This is a genomic window from Bacillus cereus group sp. MYBKT14-1, from assembly GCF_051915185.1.
GTDB lineage: Bacteria > Bacillota > Bacilli > Bacillales > Bacillaceae_G > Bacillus_A > Bacillus_A cereus.
In genome coordinates, this window is sequence record NZ_JBQAEF010000004.1 from 201671 (window position 1) to 220419 (window position 18749).

Consider the following 18749-nt stretch of genomic DNA (forward strand, 5'->3'; position numbering starts at 1 on the left):
TTCAAATATAAATTTTAACCAAAAATGTTTGTAGATTATTCCTATATTCAGCACTAATACTAAATTCTCAAATTACAGCAGGTGAACTTATTGGAGGCGGAGAAACTAATGTCATGTACAATGTTCTTCAACTCTACGGTTTGTATAGCCGTAGTTCATTACATTATGTAGGAGCGGGATTCATATGTTAATAAAACCAAAGAGGTTACAAGCAGGAGATATCGTGGCGACAGTAAGTCCTTCATGGGGAGGCGCAGGTGATTCTGAAATAAGATGGCGATATGAGCAAGGAGTTAAAAGATTAGAAGAAGTTTTCGGTCTTACCGTTATTCCAATGCCAAATAGTTTAAAAGGTAGCGAATTCATTTATAACAACCCACAGGCTCGTGCAGAAGACTTAATGACAGCATTTAAAGATACACGCGTGAAAGCAATTATCGCGAATATTGGCGGTGAAGATAGCATCCGGTTACTTCCCTATATAGATTTTAATGTGATACGCGAAAATCCGAAAATTTTTATGGGTTACTCTGACGTTACTATTTCACATTTATTTTGTCATAAAGCAGGCCTTTCCTCTTTATATGGTTCAGCAATTTTGACCGATTTTGCCGAAAATGTAGAGATGGATCCATACACAATTGAAATGGTAAATCGTACTCTCTTTTCAAATGAAACGATTGGCGAGATTCAACCAGCTCATGAATGGACAAGTGAGCATTTAGAATGGATTACAATAAATAAAGATACAAGACGTACGATGCAGCAAAACAATGGATATGAGCTACTTCAAGGCTCTACCACTGTACAGGGGCGCTTAATTGGTGGATGTATTGAAGTATTGGAATTTGCAAAAGGAACGGAACTTTGGCCTGAGAAAAAACATTGGGAGAATAGTATTCTCTTCTTTGAAACTTCTGAAGATCATCCAGAACCAAGTTATATAAAATATTGGTTACGAAATTATGCAGCACAAGGCATTCTACAAAAAGCAAAAGGAATCATTTTTGGTAAACCGAAAGACGAAAAGTATTATGAAGAATATAAACACGAAATACTGAAAGCTATGAAGGAACATAATTTAGAAGCTTTGCCGATTCTTTATAATTTAAATTTTGGCCATACTGAACCGAAGTTTATTTTACCTTACGGTGCGATGGCAGAAATTGATTGTGAAAATGGATCTTTCTCTATTTTGGAAAGTGGAGTGGAATAAAGTGAAACTTTAATCAGTGAGTGTTCCATTCACATTGCTATCAAGCTAACATTTTGAAGTTCTCCCAGAACGAAAATTTATTCTTTTCATAGGTATTCAAGGATGTAAAGCAAATTTTGTTTTTTGCATATCTTCTACAGTTTCTTTTTGTAGTATTTGGTTATTTTTAAATTTACCATCATTCAATTGAGCAATCATGAAATTGGCTACATCAATCCCTGTAGAAAACATACTCCCTTGTGGCATATCGGTTGGTCTAGTTTGATAAAATGGAATGGCATTACCTTTAGCATCATATCCTGTTGCAAGTTTTTCTTTAATAAAATTAGTCATAACAAAACTGCTATTATGCATTTCTAAAGGGTAAAAAAACATTTTTGGCCATAAACCTCAGCATAGTCATCAACAAAAACTGGTTTGCTTTCTTTTTCCTTAACATTTGTTTTGATTTTAGTTCGAACGGTATCCTCTCTAAAATCACTCTCAAATAAAAACCATAGTAAATCTATTAGATGAATTCCCAAATCTCCCAAGGCTCCACTAGTTCTATTACTTTGAAAATCATCTCGCCAAGTAAACGAAGTTCTCCTAAAAGCGCTATTTTTTTCAAAATGCAATCTTATTACTACCATTTCCCCTAATTCTTCATTTTGAATTAATTGCTTTAAAGCCTTAACATAGGATAAGTAGCGATAGTTAACCCCCATTGAAGCGACTAGATTAGTATTTTTTGCTATTGTCATCATGTACTTTGCTTCCTCACAAGAAATCACCATAGGCTTTTCACATAAAACATGTTTGTTTTTTAATAATGCTTGAACAGCTTGAGATTTATGACAAAAATTCGGAGAAGATATTATTACCTCATCAACTACTTCTAGTAACTCTTCATAGCTATTAAAAACCTTCCCACCAAAATCCCCTACCAATTTATCGGCATTCTCAGAATTAACATCATACACTCCAACTAATTTACAATTATCAATAGTTGATAATGCTCTAGAATGAGCTCTTGCAATACTTCCTGCACCTATAATCCAAATATTCATTATATGAACATCCCCTTTTAATTAATAATGTGCTTTAAAGTATTTAAAATTCCAATCGAGTATTCACCTTGAGCTAGCATCGAGTGTGTTTTTTTGGCCTCTTCTGTTGCATTTTCTACTAAATAGCCATGCCTTACAGCTTGTAGCATCCTTAAATCATTCCCACTATCTCCAAAAGCAATTGCTTTTGTTTTATCTAGTTCGTACTTGTCTAAAATAAATTTCACTATCTCATCTTTACCTGTTCCAAGTGGAATAAAATCTACATCATAGCAATTTTCTGGATCACCAGCTAATGGATTACATTTGTTAATATTAACTCCAACTTGGAATATCTCTCCGATTTCTCCTATCTTTTCTAAATTCTTTGCATCAATAAATTCATTTTGCTCTTCATAATAAAAATTAAATTTGTACTTAGAACTTCCTAATTGTGTCTGAGGTCTTAAAAAAATTTCATATTTTGATTCTAGCAATTTAATAATTCTTTCAATCTTCGAAGAATCAAAACCACCCTCTATAATTCTCTCTTCCCAAATTTGATCATCTATAGTAGTCCCGTTGCTATCAAAGTACGTTATTTCTGTACCTAATCCACTCGCCACAAAATGAGGAAAATACTGTATACCACCCTTTTTCATTTTTTCAACAATTGATTCTAAACTACTTCCCGTTACCCAACCAATTACTAAATTCCCTTTACTTCCTTGTTCATACAAATACTTTTCTAACAATTTCATATTGCTTCTTTTAGAATCATCCATGTTATGAGGATAATAAGTTTCATCAAAATCACAGAACACTACATATTTAGGCTTTTTAACCAGTGGTAGTCTTTCAAAATTTAAAGACTTTAAAACTTCATTATTTATTGACATTGAATAATCCCTCCAAAACGAAATTTTGCTCTTCTAACATCATATTTGGATGTAAAGGTAGATGTAATATTTCTTTATGAACTTGCTCTATATTTAACAGATTATTTCCCTTTACCCACTTGGTATTTTGCATATGAGATAATACTGGATAATAAATATCTGTTTCAATGTTATACAATTGGTACAATTTATTTTTCAACTCGTCTCTTCTTCCATTTTCAATTCTAATCGGAAAAAGGTGCCAGACATTATCTTCTGTCATCATAGGTAGCTTTATTAATTCTCTATCCTCTAAATCCTTCAACTCACGAATATATCGTTGAGCTAAATACGCTCTTTTTAAATTGTTGCATGATAAATACTTAATCCTTTCCAAACCAATAGCTGCTTGCAAATTATCAATTTTAGAATTGAATCCAAAGTCTAATACCTTTTTATTTTTTTATCAATTTCAAATCCATGATAACTATATTGATTACAACGTATTGCAAGATTTTCATTATTAGTAACTATTGCACCAGCTTTACCACATACACCAAAATTCTTGTATGGATTAAAACTAAGGACAATAATATCTCCATATTCTCCAAGATTTGAAGAACCAATAGCTTGACATGCTTCTTCAATAACTCTTAATTGATATATATCCGCGATTTCACAAATTTTTTTCATTTCACACTGCTTACCATACAAATGCACAGGTAAAATGCATTTAGTTTTTTTGGTGATAGCTTCTTCTATTTTAGATGGATCAATACAATAACTCTTCTGATCTATATCTGCAAATATAGGTTTTGCTCCGACCGCTAACACAACATTTTCAGTAGTAGCAAAACTATTAGCTGGCATAATTACTTCATCTCCCGGCTGAATACCAATAGATAACAATGACACCATAAGGGCATCTGTACCACTGCTTGTTGCAATTACAGACTTTTTATTTAAATAACTTCCGATTACTTCTTCTAGTTTTTTTGAAAATGGTCCACTTGTGAATTGACCTGTCGGTAAAATATTTTTTAAAACTGCTATAATTTTTTCAACCTCATCTTGAGAAATCAACCGATTAACTGGCATAAATTATATTTTCTGTATATTTTTTCTGCTATAATTGAACATATCTTTTTCTATATCAATATCCATTTTCAATTTGTTTTCCCTAAATAATTTCTCTTTCATCTTGTGATTCGGTAATATATTACTAATTTCAAATTCTTTTTCTTTTGTCCCCCCCCTGTAAGCACTTTAATAAAGCTAAATTGGCTTTACTATGTCAAGAAATTATAGTAAGAGTTTTCACGTTAAATTACCTCTAAGAAATTATTTTGAAAATCATGAGTAGACTATATTTTATGTTATCGATTACATGTCAACATATTTTTTACGGAGGGTTTCTCTATGGTAACAATTAATGAAATAGCTAAATTATGTAATGTATCAAATGCTACTGTTTCAAGAGTTCTAAATAATCATCCTTATGTAAATTCAGAAAAACGTGAGAAAATAATAAAAGTAATGAAAGAATTCAACTATACTCCTAGTTCTTTAGCTAGGAATCTTAGGGTAAATAAGACACAAACCATTGCTCTATCAATTCCAAATATAGATCATCCCTTTTTCGGGAAATTAGCTAGAGAAATTTCTAAAGAATTATTAAAACACAATTACAAATTGCTAATTTATCAGACTTTTTATGAGAAAAAAATAGAGCTTGAATTACTTTCATTACTAAAGAATAAAGCTGTAGATGGTGTAATTCTCGCATCTCTAGAAAATAGTTGGGAAAATATAGAGCATTATTTAGCTTATGGGCCTATAATACTTTGTAATGAGTATGAGGAAAATGCACCTATTCCGATAATTTGTTACGATGAATTTGAAGCGGGATACAAAGCTGTTAAACATTTAATAAGCAAAGGTTATAAAAAAATTGGCTTTTGTTTTGACTCTCTTAATAGTCAAGCACAATTAAAACGCCAACAAGGTTATCTGCATGCCTTAAAAGAAAAACAATTACCATTCAATAAAAATTGGCTATTTGGAGATGCAATTACTATTAATGATGGATTTAAAATTTTTGAGAAGCTAGATAAATTTAAAGATAAACCTACTGCATTATTTACTGGAAATGATCAAGTTGCTGCTGGAGTCATTAAAGGAGCTACTATTAGGGGGTATTCTATCCCAACTGACTTAGCTGTTTGTGGTTATGATAATCAATTAATTTGTACAGTTACAACCCCAACAATTAGTACTATTGATATTCCAATTGTTGAACTGAGTAAACGTACCGTTAACGAGATACTACTATATATAAATACAGATGAATCTATTAAACGTAAAATTATTGAATACCCTACAAACTTAATTATTCGTGAATCTACATAATTAAATTAAAGTTTTTGCTTAAACTGATGTGATTAATAAAAAGAGGTCGTAAATAATAATGCGTCCTCTTTTTATCATTTTAGGTATTAAATTCTACGTACATTCGACATAAATTGATTAGTTTTTATGAATTTTATTGAAAAAATTGTAAAACGCCTCCATTTCCCCTTCTATTTTGCTATGATAGTTACAATTAAATAGGATTAAGATATTTCTATAGGATGGGGGAGTATATAGTGAGTGTTTCAGTAAAGGGAAATGAGCAATTAACCTCTCTATTGAACGACTGGTATCGATCTATGCTATCTCAACAAGTTGTAAAAGCTACTAATCTAAAAAAGAAAATTGATGGAAAAATTACTAAGTTAAGCATTGAGTCAAATCAAGAACGTCAGGATCAAAATTTGTTACTATATTACTCACTACTTGAATTTCGTTACACAGTCTTAACAGATAGCCTCGGTATTCAACAAAATAGTTTTGATGCTATTAGTGATTATGATATGCCTACAGACCATTTTCTACGCTTCTACTATCACTTTTTCAAATCCATTCATTCCACTTTTATATCAAGTTTTACTGAGGCAGAGGAACATTATAAACTGGCAGAAAAGATACTAGTAAACATTCCAGATGAGATTGAACATGCTGAATTCTACTATAGAATTGCTACTTTTTATCATCATACCTATAACATGCTCACTGCTATCGAATACGCAAATAAATCGAGAGCAATCTTTTCGAAGTATGAAGGTTATGAAGTAAAAACAGCCTTTTGTAATAGTTTGTTAGGGGGTTGCTGTATCTATTTAAAGCAGTACGAACAGGCAGAAGAATATCTACATTGTGCAATTGAATTACTACAGAAGAATAAGGAAGAAGATTCCTTGTTATACGTAAAAAGTACTATGGGGTGGCTGTATTCTGATCAAAGTATGTCTACGTTAGCTATTCGTCACCTTTCAGAAGTAACAGAAAAAATCCCTACACACTTCAAAGCTATCTTCCTACAGGCTAAGGAACATTATAAATTAGGAGAACAATTAGCAGCTAGCAAACTCATTGATAGGGGATTACAGATCTGCAGAGGAATTCATAACGAAGAATACTCACACCACTTCTCTATTTTAAAAAGATTAAATGAAAATATTCCACTGGAAGAATTAGAAAAAATCATTCAAGAAGGAATCTTATACTTTGAACAAGAAGAATTATGGGAATATGTTGTCGAATACGCCGAATTATTTGCCACAAAATGTAGACAATTAGAGAACCACCAAAAGGTAAGTGATTATTTCCATATTTGTTATCAAGCAAGACGAAAATCAATTGAAAAAGGAGTGTTAAAATAATGAAAAAAATCAGCCTATTATTATCGGGTATTGCTTTTATTGGGATTCTAACGGTGGGAATTTCTCCACTTTCTAAAGCGGATCAGTTTGCTACTCATGGACATTACCCTGTTCCTACATATAGTGTTGGCGATCATGGTGGTGCACCACAACAAACTTAATATAAGTGTATGTAAAGACCCTTCATTTGAAGGGTCTTTACATATCAAAATATGTATTGTTCTTTTTGGCTACGCCAAATCAAAATTCTTCTCTCGCCTATCACCCTGCACTCTCTTAAGGCAGGATCATTCTTTCGGAAAATCCGTTAAATAATAGAAATAGACTAACTATTATATCTATCAACTCTTTATATGCAATATTACATGCGAAGTGCCTTAAATATTTTGTTATACTATGTATGTGGATTTTTCATCCAAAAATCCTCTCAAACGCATATTTATGTATATGCCACCCTAATTGATGAAAGTGAGAAGAATGTTTATCATTTTTCTCACTTTTTTTATTTAAATTATGTGCTTGTACTTATTCTTTAGTTATTTTAAATAATAAAAGCTCAAAAAGAGAATTCACTTTTCAAATCCAACCTATCGAATCAATTATTGTCTAATAATACCACACCATCTTTATCAACTCATTTTAGAATATTTGAACAATAATTTTATATACAAGCTCTGCATAAATTATTCATTTTCCTTTATATAAGGCCTGCATTTTTACTTCTGATAAATTATCAAATATTGAATTATTATACACAAATCAAAAAACACAAGGTATTTTGTAGAATTTTGTCTATCAATATGTATGTACACCCTTATGTAGTGGATATAGACTGTGAGGTGTAAGGAGGTACCTTACAAAATAATGAAAAGGAGATTATAAAATGATTAGATTAACAAAAGTCTCAAAGTTAGTATTTACAACATTAATTGTGGGAAGTAGTTTAAGCTTCTTTGTGTCGTCACACAGTGTACAGGCTGACACCTTAGATCATAATTACCAAGACACTCAAAAATTCATACCACCTTCTAGTGCTAGGCAAACATTGGAACAAAAAAACAATATTGTTCCAGAATCAAAAGTTATTAAAAACCATTATGTAAAATATTCTAAAGCACATTTCCAAACTAAAGAAAGTATACCAAAAGAGATTTATTATTCTTCAGAAGGCTTTAAAGGCTATATACAAGCAAGTACCGTTTGGGATATGGGAGATCATTTCGCAACACTATATTCCGGAACCGTTATTCGATGTTAGACTTTTAATCCCTTCTCTCCTAATGCTTATAATGATCAATAGCTCACTACCAATACTGTAATAGCTATTGTTCAAAAAATAAACCACAAAATCTTTTGATTTCATGGTTTATCAAATATAAAGATAATGCTAAATATATACTCTAACATTACCTTCCCCAAAGTTAATTATAGAGTATTTTCTCAAAAAAGACACTCTTGTAGTGTCTTTTTTATATTATTTTGATTTATTCCCATCTTACTTTTGTTAAACTCATATATGTAATAATGCATATTTTTTTGATTGCATATTATGATATGCTCTCATTGTGAGCTGATACATAATTTCTTTAGATTGGAAAACTAAAACCTCGTTTACCCAATTTTCGGGCGCCTTATGGCGTCTTTTTTTTGCTATTGAAGTAAAAAAATAGGACCGTAATATCATTGTTAAAAAAATTGTATACTTCAACAAGAATTCCACCTACTAACCCTTATTTTTTGCGGTTATTTATTTGTTTCAACATAATAATTTTTCATCTCGTATATGCAATAGACAATGATAGCTAAACTCCACCTGACACCATAGTAATCATGTGTGTAGAAGTCATAGCCTGCCTTAATACCTTTTTCCATTACAACTAACGTAAATCCTAACGCCACCCACTTGTTAATTTTCATCTTAATATACGTTATCGCTATAATTATTAAAAATAAAATATTTGTAAGGTAGTTTATCATTAGCTCATATTTTTGAATGTATACTGCCATTATACAAGCAACGATATTACTCGCAATGCCCAAGGCAACCACGGTTCTCCAAATCCTGTCCGAAATTCCCACTCCTGATTCAGTCCCTTCCTTAATCACATTCTTTTCCTTAATTCGTTCCTACACCCTATTCAAGGTATGCTGTATTATTCTTGTCTGATGAATATCTCATTATCTTTTCATATAGAGCAAACAAAATTTCCACTCATAATTTTTTCTTTCTTAGGCAAACTAGTTTTAAGCCGTTTGAACTAGCGGCTTCACTCTTCTGGTAATGGGGTAGTAAATTTATAGTAATTGACTAACTCATTCAGTCCATTGGCACTGGCAGGCGACAAAATTGTTGTCTGCCATTTTCATGTATACTTTTTCTTATTCCATTCCAAACCATATGTTTGCTGTACTGCTTTTGAAAAGAACGGTATTTGATTTTTGAATAAGTAAAAAAGATACAGCTCAGCCCACTTTTGGAATAGGACTTTTTCTTTTTACATATACTATTTTTGAGCCTTTTTACCAATACGTGTCCTATTGGTGTCTTGAATTCCTCCTAAAGGGGCGGCAGATACGACTGCATGCCCTTTTTATTTATACTGCTTTTCTATACCAATAAAACAGTTAAAAAATAAAAATGCACTATCACATATTTTTTCCAGTTCAGATTATGTTAAAATTTCTTAAGTTGTTTATTTCATAGTTGAATTATGATTTCATATCTAATTCAGCAATATGTGAGCTGTATCCCAAAAGAAAAGACACTCAAAAGGTGTCTTTTCTTCTTTTAATTTAAAAAACATTTTTCTTTTTTAAAGATTTTCTGTCTTGTTCTTAATTTTGTCAAAATCCTCATATAGCTATCAAAAACATATATGCTATTATGTTTTTAAGAAACTATATGTTCCCTTAACCCTGTATCCGACCCTGTATTTTTACAGGGTCTTTGTTTATTTTATTTACTTTCATTAGTTTATAAGAGTTAATACACATCCCATTTCAATTAAAATCGTTTAAATGTTAGTTAGTATTTGAAATGATAAATCTATTAGCTTTTTTGACAATGGTAATCTAATACTAGATTCCTAAATGTATACTACACTAAACATCAGTTAATACTATACATATAGTGTTAACTATCTTAATTGAATATTAGTAATAGTAAGTATAAATATTATCAATTTACTATATATTACATTTATGTAAAAATAGATGTATGTTAAGCTTTTTCAAAATCTTTCCCCTAATAAAGATTTGAAGTAGCATTTCATGATTCTCCTTACTGTTAATATGCCTTGAAAAAGAACCCAATAGGGTTCTTTTTCTTCTCATTACATCCTCAATAATTACTTATTTAAAATACAAAAAGAACTGACAATTTGAACTGTCCCCCAAATCATGGACACTTAAAAAAGCCCCATGATTCGGGATTTTTGTGTATTTTTATCAAAAAGGTTCTTTATCCAAACATGTAGAATTAGCACATATACAGTTTTTTATAAATGAAGAGGTGATTGTGTTGAAGTATTTAACAAAATCAAAAAACTCATCAGCAGGTCTGAGAGGGTATTTTGAATCCTATCCGTTAACTTCATTTTTCGTGATGGCATATTTATTCTCATGGGTTGTATTAATTCCATTTATCTTATCCCAATGGGGTATTTTCCCTAAAACAAAAGCATTTCATATTTTCTTTTTTGCCAATGCATTTGCAGGCCCTATGTTAGCAGCATATATCATGTTTCGAACTCTTGAAGGCAAAGAGTCATGGAAAAAAGTTAGAAAAAGCATTCTAACTACTAAGATCGGTTTGAAGTGGTACTTGTTTACTCTCATCGTTATCCCAACTACAATGTTTCTGGGGATGGTTATAGTAAATGGAGAGATACCAACTTTCCGTGACCTTAATTTTGAATTTTTTATAACCTATCTCTTCTCTTTTGTAGCAATTTTCTTTCTCGGTGGGCCTTTACCCGAGGAAATCGGATGGCGTGGTTTCGCTCTGCCTCGATTACAATTGAAATTTGGACCGTTAAAAGCTACATTACTACTTAGTGTTTTGTGGACTTTTTGGCATCTTCCACATTTCTTAACAGCTGCACAAAGGGGTGGCCCGGGTTCTGACCTTTCTCTCCTATATATTCATTTGCCAATTTTTATTTTACTATGTTTGCCAATCTCAATCATTCTTACTTGGGTCTATAACTGCAACCACGGTAACTTATTTATAATCATGCTAATTCATGCGAGTGTAAATACGTTTAGTTTAGCACAAACTCATTCCACCAACCCTGTTTTAAAAAATACGGATATATTTGTAGTGATAGGATTGGGATTTGTCGCTTTACTTATTCTTATTTTCACACGAGGTAATCTGGGGTATAAACAAACTTTTAATGAAGTAGAGTTCAGTAACAATAAAAATATAAGTAAATAGAAACAAAAATCATAGAATAATAGGTTGATGACAATAGTGTACCGCCACACTGCTAACAAGTTAACAATCATTTTCTTCTTCAAAAAACGTGCTTCTTTTTTCAAGCTGAAATACAATTGTTTGCAAAGAGATTCTCCGGATATTTGGTATCATATACCTTGGATAAATTAGATAGAAAAATAGGGTCTTTTCAACAGGAAAATAATTTATAGTGGAAAGAATATATTTATATTGATTATAATAATGTGTTTTGAATTGTACATTTAAGGAGGCGTTGTCGATGAGAAAATATTTCTATTTGATTGGGCAAAAAAACAAGAGGATAACGTATCACTAGCACATAAACTACGTGCTTCCTCTTCAATATTGGAAGGAGAGTATCAGATTGAATAAGATTTATTTAAAGGCTATTGACAAAAATAATTGGGAAGAAGCAATTAAACTTTCGGTTAAAGAAGAACAACAAACATTTATAGCATCCAACCTTTATTCTATCGCAGAAGTTCAATTTCTAGATAATTTCTATACAAAAGGTATTTACCTTGAAGAAAAAATGATTGGATTTACTATGTTTGGGATAGATCCTGAGGATAATAATTATTGGATTTATAGACTTATGATTGATGAAAATTTTCAAGGAAAAGGTATAGGTAAACAAGCTATATATCTGGTAATTGATGAGATAAGAAGAAATAATAACGCAAACATTTCTAGAATAATGATTGGATATGCCCCTGAAAACCTTACAGCTAAATTTGCATATAAAAAAGCAGGATTTACTGAAACTGAATTATCATCTTGGGGTGAACAGTTAGCTAAGTATTCCTTATAAGCAATTGAATTCTGTACATTCACTTTTAGACTAATTAAAGAAAAGAGTTTGATAGTATAGTAATATAGATAGGAAATGATTAAACTTTTTTATAAAAGAATAAACCAACTGAGAATATTAAGAGCGTGTTTTGATTTACCTTTTTCAAAACACACTCTTTTATTCCGAGATATCATATTAAAAGAAAAGAACAAATATCGGGAATTATATACTCCCTCCTGAGGCTAATTCGGTTTTATTAGCTTGATAATGTTGTAGCTATACCCCTTGAACTGACAAATTATGAGTGAATGTCATTTTTCATCTTCTATTCTAACTAACAAGTCGTGAAATTCGTTTCTTCTTCCATGAAAGTTTATAATATCCATATTGCAAAAGTAAACTTACAATAAATGCAGCTGGATATCCAATCCATATTCCTTTTATACCAAGATTTGTATGATAAGAAAGGTAATAAGCAACTGGGACTTCTACAAGCCATATTGATACGACACCAATTATAGTGGGCCATAATACAGTTCCACTTGCTCGCATTGTCGCACCAATAATTTGAGCATGACCGAAAATTAAGTAACTCCAAAGCGTAATCATTACCAAACTATGTGCAATTTCGATTGTATTCGGACTCGTTAAGAATAACGATAAGATTTCTCTTGAAAACAAGTAAATAAAAGCGATTAATATACCACCAATTATATAGTTCATAACGATTCCAGCACGAATAACTTCCTGTAATCGATTAAATTGCTTTGCACCAATGGATTGCGCAGCGAAAATGGATACTGTAATTCCGAGACTGACTGCAGGCATCTGAACATAACTTGCAACCTGGTTTACAACCCCATATGCAGCAGTCGCATCCGAACCGAAACGATTCACAAATGCGATTACCGCAATCTCAGATAATGAAACAAGAATCATATTAATACTGGCTGGAATTCCAAGGCGTAATAATAGTTTTAACAAACCCCAATCCATACGAAGATATTTCCGTACTGTCTCATCTAATTGCAATGGATGATTCTTCTTCTTTAAATAAATAATCATAACAATAAATGTTATAATGGTTGAGATAACAGAAGCATAAGCAGCTCCGTACACACCAATTTTTGGTATTCCTAGCCAACCAAAAATTAGAATAGGTAATAGCATTATATTTAAGACTGTACTAACAATTAAGAAATAAAACGGTGTCTTAGAATCTCCTGTACCCCTAATAAACGTTGTATAGGAGAAATATAGAAATAAAACTGGCATAGAAATAAATAAAATACGTGCATAATGCACACTCATATCAATTATATTTTCTGGCGTACCCATAAGACGCATAATGTTCAGAGCAAATACATTTCCCACTATTGCCAAAATAACTCCTATTATAAAGGTAAATGTCAACGTCGTACCAACAATGGCTTTTAAACGTTCTTCATTACGGGCACCAAATGCCTGACCAATTAAAATCGAACTACCTGACCCAATTCCAATTACAAACGAAACCAGTAAGAAGAATAATGGAAAAAATGCTGAAATGGCAGCTAATTCATTCACACCAAGCCATCGCCCTACTACCACCATACCAAATAATTGTCCAACTGATTGTAATATGTTACTTAAAAGCAAGGGAACTAGAAACATAGACATTGATTTCCATGTTGCTTTCTCTTCCTTTTGTTGATTTTTTAATCTTTTACTTTCTTGAATACTATCTATCGATGATTTCATATTTGATTTCCCCTTTTATTTGGAGGATTTATATCATTTGGAGAATAATACGTTAAAAGTGAAAAAAATTTCAAGTTAACGTTATAATCTTATCTACATATTTCCCCCCTACGTAATAATGATTTTTGAGAATTTGTTTGTCATTCTTTTTTCTACACTTCTCCCTTTTGATTTACTCTTCAACATGTGCAACAGTTGGATTAATTTTCCTTGACCCGTTTATTTTAATAAAATTATTTATATTATTAAATGTAATAAACAATTAATAAATAAAATTGGTATAAAAAATGATTTTTGTAATTAACAAAGGTCATTTTTTATTTTTAAATATTGTAATTACTTAATAGTAGTTTATTTAAGAGTTACAAAATAAATATTCTTCCCTTGATTTGGTCTTCGTTATAGCGGTTAACATAGATTATTGCTCTTTTATATTGTATATTTTTTAATAATTTGTCTAAAATATAACTAACCTGTTTTAGAACAAATTGGTTACCGAGTAGTTAGCTTTTGCTAACTGCTTTTTATTAATTAAGTATGTTCCAAAATGATGAATTCCTAACTATTAGGTTAGCTCGTGCTATCTACAAAAGGAGTTTGACATTTTACTTAAATACTACAAAGATACTCTACTCATATATTTTCCAATAAAAAAAGAGAGATATATAATCTCCCCTTCTAATCCATAAACTATATAATTAGCGAGTGAATCCTCCACCAAATTGTTGTTCAGCCATTGCCACTAGACGTTTTGTGATTTCACCACCAACAGATCGGTTTGAACGAACTATTGCGTCTGCACCAAGTTGTACACCAAACTCTTGTGCGATTTTTCATATTTCATTTGATTGATTGCACTTTCAGCACCACGAACTAATAATTCGTTACGGCTTCCACTATTATTGTTTGCCATCATTACGTATACTCGTTAATTTTCATGTCTATACTGTTTAGAGAAGGTATTCCATGCCATTCGGATTGCCCTCCAGCACATGATAAGTTTATAACCGTTCCTATAATTAGGAACGGTCTTATTTCATTCAACTATCCTTTTTAGTTACAGTAACTGTTTTTTTAATAAGCATTACTACACAGTTTCTTCTGTTCAAGATAAATTTTCACTAAAATCATTCAAATTCTCTTCACTATTTAATACATATGTTTCATATAATAGTCTTTAATATTCATTCATACGATTAAACCATAGTCTTTTATTTTTATAACTTTTACACTTAATTCTAATACGCCCTTATTTGCATGATTAGAATGTGCAGCTTCATGTTGTCCAAAATAGCTTGTATTCTGCTCCATCTAAATAAATTAAAAGTTATAGCATGTATTTTTAGCTAGGGGTAACGATAACATTTCAGAAACCTCATGCTAAGCAAATTCGGATAAGAAAAGTGTCTCTGTTACACCCTGTACCAGAGACAAACTATTTACTTTTTCTTGATAACTAAACTTTTCACAAAGAAAGAATTTAAACAATTTATAGAACTAATACTTGAGAAAAAATAGGAGCAGCCTATCGTGACAGACTCCTCCTGAAATACACCCCTTGTATACATATAGGAAATGAATTTATTTTACCAATAATGAATATTCACCATTTTTATCATCAAACTTATAAACATTCAAATAATATTTCCCTGGTTTCGCTACGAATTTCCCCTTTATAGTATTTCCTTCATCTTCACCACAAGCTACGTAATTTTGCATGTCTGATTCATGATAAAGTACCCATGTCATCCCAATATTTTGTTCATTTACCACAGAAATATCTACTTCTTTTGGATCTGTAACATTAAACGTATAAACATCTGTTTGATCAGGAGTAATCAGATTTCCTTTTACAAGCGTATTAAACGGGAGTACCTTCTCCTCTTCATAAGATTCACCTGTTTGCGGATCTTGTTTTATAGTAACTTTTGTCTGTTCTTTGCTTTCTTTTCCTCTACTATCTTTCACTGTTAGTTCCACAGTGTATGTTCCTTTTTCTCCATATACATGGGTAGGATTTGCTTCTGTACTTGTTGTACCATCTCCAAAGTTCCATAGATAAGAAGTAACTTTTCCATTTTCACTTGTTGTACCATCGCTATGAAATTGAATCTCTTCATTTACTATCCCGCTGTATGGTCCATTCATATTTACTATAGTATTTGTTTTTTCCTTTTCCTCAGTTGCAACACCATGAAAAACAATATCATATTCAAACTGGTTAGCTGCATTCACACGATAGTTTACAAAATAGGCTGTAACTGTTTTATAACCACTCCAACCTTTTTGGGATAACTGCTCTAAAGTTCGATTTACTTGTTTACTCATCGTTTTCCAATCTTCAGACTCGCCTTTTGATGTACCACCTGTATACTTGCCTTCCACGGTAAATGTATTAAAGAATTGCGACTCATATTTTGTAATTTTGGCATCTTTTATATTTGCTACATCCACAATTTCGTTTTTCACTTCAGCTAGCGGCTTTGGTGCGTGTTGAATTAAATAATCATTTGTTACTTGCGGTACATTATATTTATCTTGATTATCAATCAACTGCTGCATATATGCTTGATATTCTGCATTCAATTGTGTATTGTTGCTCAATGATTCACGATATGAGTCATAATTTTTCACATCGTTTGCACGGATTAAATCTTGAAGCTTATCAAATGTTTCAAATTGATGATTATACAAATATGACTGTAGTGCAAAGGAATACTTATAAAAGTCCCATGATCCATATTTTGAGAACAAAGTTTGCTTTGCTGTATAACGGCTTGCTGGATCAGATGATAAGCCACTTATCATACTTTTACGCGGAACAACATTATTAGTACGTGTAGATCCTGCAAAAAATTCTGCATTCCCTTCTTGGAACCAAGTTAATCGTTCATTTTGATACATTTCTCCGCTTCCAAATAAACCAGGAACCTCATATCTTCCTTGTAAATAGTGAGTGAACTCATGACGGAACAACTCTTCTAAACTATAAATACTCTGCTTTGGCGTACGCTCATATGTAAAGAAAGTCCCCTTCTCTTCAATATAAATTCCACCGTTGTTTGTTTCATATCCATATAATTGTCTATTTAATTGATATTCATCTGGATTATTATAAATTACTATTGTTAGTACATCATCAGCGTTACCCGGTTCTAGCGCTTTATCATTACCAATTACACGGTGATATTGTGCCTTTACTTCTTTGGCTGCCCAATATAATTTCTTAATTTTTTCTTCTGTTACTTTATCTCCCGTCTTGAAGACAATTGATCCGTCATCAAACGTATATGTTTTAGGTAGGTATTGTCGTTTCCCTTCTTCACGTATTTTCTGTAGATCTACTGCATTTCCACTATAATCTTTTCCACCATAGTTTGTTTTCATTTGTTCTACTGCTACAAAATAAGGTCCACTTAGACGAGGATACAAGCTCATCGCTTGTGTAATAACTTCCAATCCTTTGTTTGAATTACTATGAAATTTCCCTAAACGACCTGCATAATAAATACCATTATTAATTAGCCAACCATTTTCATTTGTTATATTCCCCACGAGAGCAATTCTATTAACCTCATTTATAAAGTTATCAATCTTTCCATACCACATTGTTTCATTAGGTTGCTTATTCGTATCCTGCAAATAAGACTGTATATCATAATCAATTCCTTTTATAATTTCATATATGGCTTGTCCTTTCGCATAATCGCTTACATACGTTGAAAGGTTATCATTATATTGTTTTAAAACATTTACTGCATACTGTATTGTTTCAGTATCACTAGAGGCATTACCAATTAATTTTCCATATGCAGCTACTACTCTATCTTGCTCAGCTGTACCTAATGTGAAGTTTGGATTTTTCGCAATCGCTTTCAATGCTGGTAAACACTTGTCATGGAAGCTTCTCTCTTTTAAATAACTTAATTCATTATTATAATATCCTACATAAAAAGCAGAACGTAATACTTCAACAAATGTTTCAATGCCCTTTGAGTTTTCTTTCGTAAACGTCCTTCCTCGTTGTCCTAATTCATTAATGATAACGTTCATGCGTTCTTTATTCTGATAAAATGCTTTCGTATCTTGATTGAATTGAAATAAATCCGTAATTTGATTCCAAGAAATTTTTGATAATGTATCAATGAGTTCGCTATTAGGCATTTTATTCAGTTCTGCCAGAGTATAGCTTTGCTTTAATTGAATTTCATCACGTTTCATAACCAGAGTAGGACGTTGTGAAAAATCTCCTATTTTTAAACGCTCTTCAAAAGTCAAAGTTTCGTCCGCTTTTGTAGCATGTACGATTTCATCTTTTGAAGTTTCTGTCCCCATTGGTTTCATCTGTAAGATATTATAGGGTGCTGTTTCTTCTGCTGATACCTGTGTTTGAATACTTCCAAATGATAATGCCATCGTACTAATCCCGATCATCATTTGGGTAAATTTTAAATTCTTGTTCATTACATTTCCTCCATTTATATATTCCACCCCAAAATATAACATATTATATTAATAAATCATTATAATATGTATTATTTCATATTTAATTATATTAATTTTCTTATAAATTGATATTAAATAAAACATTATAGAATTTCTTTCTTTTTTCATTCTTACTCATGAATTGGGTATATCTTTTGTTTGAAATTTACGGGTTCATCGCAAGAAACCAAACTCTCTGGCAAGATTTCGTAAGATACTTGGTGATAAAAAGCTTTGAATTTCTTGAGCAAATAGTTGTAATTCATTGGATACAGAAATAGACATACAAAAACGTCATCCTTTCTTATAATTTTACAAAAAGAATAACGTATTTTTTTATAAAAAATACTCGTCAAAGTGTAAAACAAAAAGGGCTATCTCAGCCCTTT

11 protein-coding genes and 4 pseudogenes are annotated in these 18749 nt (G+C 31.5%); 7 read left to right on the forward strand and 8 right to left on the reverse strand.

Annotated elements, in window-relative coordinates:
• The first annotated feature begins 184 nt into the window (after positions 1-184).
• Positions 185-1216 carry a S66 family peptidase gene (locus ACTFO4_RS13440; RefSeq protein WP_440014320.1) on the forward strand — a complete coding sequence of 344 codons (1032 nt, stop codon included), beginning with the start codon at positions 185-187 and terminating at the stop codon, positions 1214-1216.
• A gap of 99 nt (positions 1217-1315) precedes the next feature.
• On the opposite strand, the pseudogene ACTFO4_RS13445 reads toward ACTFO4_RS13440, so the two are convergent.
• From ACTFO4_RS13445 to ACTFO4_RS13460, 4 genes and pseudogenes are all read right to left on the reverse strand, one after another.
• Positions 1316-1607 (reverse strand): annotated as a pseudogene (locus tag ACTFO4_RS13445) (serine hydrolase); the annotation flags it as partial.
• Positions 1594-2265, reverse strand: a pseudogene (locus tag ACTFO4_RS13450) (Gfo/Idh/MocA family protein); the annotation flags it as partial. The pseudogenes ACTFO4_RS13450 and ACTFO4_RS13445, both read right to left, overlap by 14 nt.
• Positions 2266-2282: 17 nt before the next feature.
• Positions 2283-3143 carry an HAD-IIB family hydrolase gene (locus tag ACTFO4_RS13455; protein ID WP_440014322.1) on the reverse strand — a complete coding sequence of 287 codons (861 nt, stop codon included), beginning with the start codon at positions 3141-3143 and terminating at the stop codon, positions 2283-2285.
• A pseudogene (locus tag ACTFO4_RS13460) lies at positions 3130-4443 on the reverse strand (DegT/DnrJ/EryC1/StrS aminotransferase family protein). The gene ACTFO4_RS13455 and the pseudogene ACTFO4_RS13460 overlap by 14 nt, the downstream one beginning before the upstream one ends.
• A 98-nt stretch (positions 4444-4541) precedes the next feature.
• Here ACTFO4_RS13460 and ACTFO4_RS13465 point away from each other — a divergent pair.
• The 4 genes from ACTFO4_RS13465 (at position 4542) to ACTFO4_RS13480 (ending at position 8141) form a co-directional block, all read left to right on the forward strand.
• Positions 4542-5531 carry a LacI family DNA-binding transcriptional regulator gene (locus ACTFO4_RS13465; protein ID WP_000256370.1) on the forward strand — a complete coding sequence of 330 codons (990 nt, stop codon included), beginning with the start codon at positions 4542-4544 and terminating at the stop codon, positions 5529-5531.
• A gap of 236 nt (positions 5532-5767) precedes the next feature.
• A complete protein-coding gene (locus ACTFO4_RS13470; RefSeq protein WP_440014324.1) occupies positions 5768-6883 on the forward strand; it encodes a tetratricopeptide repeat protein in 1116 nt (371 codons plus the stop codon).
• A complete protein-coding gene (locus ACTFO4_RS13475; protein WP_000724102.1) occupies positions 6883-7044 on the forward strand; it encodes a hypothetical protein in 162 nt (53 codons plus the stop codon). Before ACTFO4_RS13470 ends, ACTFO4_RS13475 begins: the two co-directional genes overlap by 1 nt.
• 722 nt (positions 7045-7766) lie before the next feature.
• On the forward strand, positions 7767-8141 hold the full coding sequence (locus ACTFO4_RS13480; protein ID WP_000620456.1) for a hypothetical protein: 375 nt from the start codon (positions 7767-7769) through the stop codon (positions 8139-8141).
• Positions 8142-8626: 485 nt separating this feature from the next.
• Here ACTFO4_RS13480 and ACTFO4_RS13485 read toward each other — a convergent pair whose 3' ends face one another.
• Positions 8627-8962, reverse strand: a complete 336-nt coding sequence (locus ACTFO4_RS13485; RefSeq protein ID WP_440014366.1) for a hypothetical protein — start codon at positions 8960-8962, stop codon at positions 8627-8629.
• A gap of 1441 nt (positions 8963-10403) precedes the next feature.
• On the opposite strand from ACTFO4_RS13485, the gene ACTFO4_RS13490 reads away from it, so the two are divergent.
• Together ACTFO4_RS13490 and ACTFO4_RS13495 are read left to right on the forward strand one after the other, a co-directional pair.
• Positions 10404-11321, forward strand: a complete 918-nt coding sequence (locus ACTFO4_RS13490) for a CPBP family intramembrane glutamic endopeptidase (RefSeq protein ID WP_061457460.1) — start codon at positions 10404-10406, stop codon at positions 11319-11321.
• 385 nt (positions 11322-11706) lie between these two features.
• Complete coding sequence (locus ACTFO4_RS13495; protein WP_001034039.1) at positions 11707-12153, forward strand: GNAT family N-acetyltransferase; 447 nt, start codon at positions 11707-11709, stop codon at positions 12151-12153.
• Positions 12154-12465: 312 nt separating this feature from the next.
• On the opposite strand, the gene ACTFO4_RS13500 is transcribed toward ACTFO4_RS13495, so the two are convergent.
• From ACTFO4_RS13500 to colA, 3 genes and pseudogenes are all read right to left on the reverse strand, one after another.
• A complete protein-coding gene (locus tag ACTFO4_RS13500) occupies positions 12466-13794 on the reverse strand; it encodes an MATE family efflux transporter (protein WP_431140701.1) in 1329 nt (442 codons plus the stop codon).
• Positions 13795-14573: 779 nt separating this feature from the next.
• A pseudogene (locus tag ACTFO4_RS13505) lies at positions 14574-14788 on the reverse strand (small, acid-soluble spore protein, alpha/beta type).
• Positions 14789-15456: 668 nt separating this feature from the next.
• Complete coding sequence (gene colA, locus ACTFO4_RS13510) at positions 15457-18339, reverse strand: collagenase ColA (protein ID WP_063536861.1); 2883 nt, start codon at positions 18337-18339, stop codon at positions 15457-15459.
• Positions 18340-18749 lie beyond the last annotated feature (410 nt).